The organism is Robinsoniella sp. (assembly GCF_034124845.1).
This window is the reverse complement of record NZ_JAWYAJ010000279.1, coordinates 1-3,506: the sequence shown is the minus strand read 5'-3', so window position 1 is coordinate 3,506 and position 3,506 is coordinate 1. Positions and strand designations below refer to the sequence as shown.

Genomic DNA, 3,506 nt, shown 5'->3' with positions numbered 1-3,506 from the left:
ATGGTCTTTGTCAAAATTTTATCATCTGAATTTCGTTTCGAATGGGCTAAGTGCGAATCCATAAATGTAGTTACCTGGTCCATGTATAGGTCAATATTTGGAATATCTGCAGGTTTGATATAATCAATTCTGGATAAGCTGCGCATTATGCTGTTTATCATATCATCTGTATCTATTGTCATCTTGTTCACCTCTTATTACATTATATAGTTTTCATTACTATTTGTAAATGTTTTTATTGTAGTTTGTAATATTTCTTAATACTATCTGCAATATGAGGGGAAAACATAACTGTAATATTTACCTTAAAACATATTTTTTAGCAATGACACATTCGTAGATGATCATAACAATGATACACCCCGGCATGCCGCTTAAAGTAAGGCAGACCGTACACAAAGTCTGATCGGTAAGTCCAACAAATCCACTGGCAATAAAGCACAGGGAATAACCCATAAAAAGAAACCCTACAGCGCGATTATATTTTTTGATATCCGAAATTTTGTCAGATTCCGGGGCTTTCATTACAGAATAGATGCCAACCGGCTTTTTAGCAAAGCACATGGATATTCCGCTGACAAAAATAAAGAATCCAAAAACCCAGGAAACCACGGCAAGTGCAGGCTTAAAGTTTATTCCACTTTTCAAAAATGCAGGCATATCAGTTTCGATGTAAAATGTTCCTGCTAAAGTAATGATTGTGATGAGATTAAAAATAACAACCAGAATGATTCCGGCAGCATATGCATTCTTTGATTTTAGAATAACCTTTACAAATGCACAGAGTGCTAATGTAAAAACAGGGAAAATCAGCAGTTCATATTTACTTCCGATAACGTCCATTCCCGTACCAGATAATTGAGCAGTAGTGGTGATTCTGTCAGGAAGAAAAAGCATGCTGATCAGGGTCAGAATCACAGGCAGGCACATGAGGATGTTATAAATGAGGTATCGCCGTTTCATAAAATCAGCTCCTTTCGTTTTGATCTGCAGCGGTCATGGGATGAGTGTAGCACTGTTTTGGAAACCGTTCAACCGATGCAGCTTAAGGTAAAGCGTTTTGTGATTGAGATATTGCAGTCATATGCGGTATTCCTCTATGAACTGTACGATAAGGGGGATGGAGAAAGGCGTTGATTCAGATGAAAGATGATAGATGATAGGTTGAGAATGATAGCTGAGAGATTGCAGGGTTGCAAAATATGGAGGAATGTACTAAGATATTAGAGGTATATCCATGGAAAGGAATGAAAATTAATGAGAGAAGAACAGTTTAAGATGGAAAGACCGGGCCTTGTGGAAGAAGGGCAGGAAGTAGAGATTGTTGAAATCAACACCTCCATGAATTACAGCTATATCATTGAACCGGCAGTTGCCATGTCGGGATGCTTTCCCTCCAGCAGAAGAATAAAGGCCAGAAAAGGAATTATTAAAAAAATTGAAAATACTCCGCGGGGCTATATCGTCACAGCAGCTTTTGAAGAATAGTGCCCATTAGAAAATAGATTCTGGCGATCTTATACTCAGCAAACAGGAACGCATAGGTGCCAATAAAATCTTCAGGGCAGGCAGAGTGGCGAATAATCTTAAAATAAGATGAAAAATGTGGATTCTTGATGACAGAAGGCGCATTTTATTATATAATAAAACCCGAGACTAAAAGTTAGGTGGTATTACAATGAGCATATACGATACATTGAATGACATGCAGAAATCGGCGGTATTTTATACGGAAGGCCCGTTATTGCTTCTTGCTGGGGCAGGTTCCGGCAAGACCCGTGTACTGACACACCGCATTGCATATCTGATTGAGGAAAAAGGGGTAAACCCGTGGAATATCATGGCAATTACCTTTACCAATAAAGCGGCAGGAGAGATGCGGGAGCGTGTAGACAGCCTGGTGGGATTCGGATCGGAAAGCATCTGGGTATCCACATTCCACTCTACCTGTGTGAGGATTTTAAGACGTTACATAGATCGGCTGGGTTATTCCAATAGTTTTACTATTTATGACAGCGATGATCAGAAAACACTGATGAAAGATGTGTGCAAGCGCCTGCAGATTGATACGAAAGTATATAAAGAAAAAGCACTGCTGGGTGCAATCTCTTCTGCAAAAGATGAACTGGTAAGCCCGCAGGCTTATGAACTGAATGCGGCTGGAGACTTTGGGAAGCAGAAAATTGCCCAGGCATATAAAGAATACCAGAAGCAGCTGCGCAGCAACAATGCACTGGATTTTGATGATTTGATTGTAAAAACAGTAGAGTTATTCCAGAATTGCCCGGACGTACTGGACTACTATCAGGAAAGATTCAAATATATCATGGTGGATGAATACCAGGATACCAATACCGCACAGTTTAAACTGGTAAGTCTGTTTGCAGAGAAATATCAAAACCTTTGTGTGGTAGGTGATGACGATCAGTCCATTTATAAATTCAGGGGTGCCAATATCGGAAATATTTTAAATTTTGAAAAAATGTTCGCCGATGCAAGAACAATTAAGCTGGAGCAGAATTACCGTTCCACGCAGAATATCTTAAATGCAGCCAATGATGTGATCCGAAACAACGTGGGCAGAAAAGAAAAGACACTCTGGACCGATAATGAAGAGGGCGATTTAATTCATTTTCGTCAATTTTTAACAGCTTTTGACGAAGCAGAGTATATTGTTGGAGATATTGCGCAAAATATACGAGAAGGCAATTATGAATATAAGGATTGCGCCATTCTCTATCGAACGAATGCCCAGTCCCGTATGTTCGAAGAAAAATTCCTGATGGCAAATATTCCTTATAAAATCATCGGGGGCGTAAACTTCTACGCCAGAAAAGAAATAAAAGACCTTCTGGCTTATTTAAAGACGGTAGACAACGCCATGGACGACCTGGCGGTTAAACGAATCATCAACGTTCCAAAAAGGGGCATAGGAGCCACTTCTCTGGGAAAAGTGCAGGAATATGCAGATGAGTATGATATGAGCTTCTACGATGCGTTAAAAGATGCTGAGAGCATCGCAACCCTGGGAAGAAGTGCGGTAAAAATAAAACCATTTGTAACTTTCATCCAGACACTGCGCAGTAAACAGGATTATCTGTCAGTTCAGGAAATCCTTACATCAATCATCGACGAAACCGGTTATGTAAAAGAACTGGAAGCGGAAGACACCGATGAGGCGAGAGCCAGAATCGAGAATATCGATGAATTGATCACCAAAGTCGTATCCTACGAAAGTGATGCAGAAGAGCCCACACTGAGTGGATTCCTGGAAGAAGTAGCACTGGTAGCAGATATCGACAGCCTGGAAGAAGACAGCAACCATGTGGTTCTGATGACCCTGCATAGTGCCAAAGGACTGGAGTTTCCAAATGTATATCTGGCTGGCATGGAAGACGGTATATTCCCAAGTTATATGACGATAACTTCTGATGATCCTCTTGAGATCGAAGAAGAACGCCGCCTGTGTTACGTGGGAATAACAAGAGCAAAACAGCGCCTGACCC

Annotated in this window: 4 protein-coding genes; 2 read left to right on the top strand and 2 right to left on the bottom strand. The window is 40.6% G+C overall.

The genetic code is table 11. The annotated features are described in order from the left end of the window. Window positions 1–182: DUF1836 domain-containing protein (locus tag ACH2DQ_RS13610; protein WP_395027091.1), on the bottom strand; the 182-nt coding region annotated here is incomplete at its 3' end. 118 nt (window positions 183–300) lie between these two features. Then, a complete protein-coding gene (locus ACH2DQ_RS13605) occupies window positions 301–963 on the bottom strand; it encodes a hypothetical protein (protein ID WP_394913417.1) in 663 nt (220 codons plus the stop codon). A 294-nt stretch (window positions 964–1,257) separates the two neighbouring features. Here ACH2DQ_RS13605 and ACH2DQ_RS13600 point away from each other — a divergent pair, with 294 nt between their 5' ends. Together ACH2DQ_RS13600 and ACH2DQ_RS13595 are read left to right on the top strand one after the other, a co-directional pair. After that, a complete protein-coding gene (locus tag ACH2DQ_RS13600; RefSeq protein WP_394913418.1) occupies window positions 1,258–1,488 on the top strand; it encodes a hypothetical protein in 231 nt (76 codons plus the stop codon). Window positions 1,489–1,678: 190 nt separating this feature from the next. Further along, window positions 1,679–3,506, top strand: a 1,828-nt coding sequence (locus ACH2DQ_RS13595; RefSeq protein ID WP_395027089.1) for an ATP-dependent helicase, incomplete at its 3' end; no start/stop codon positions are given.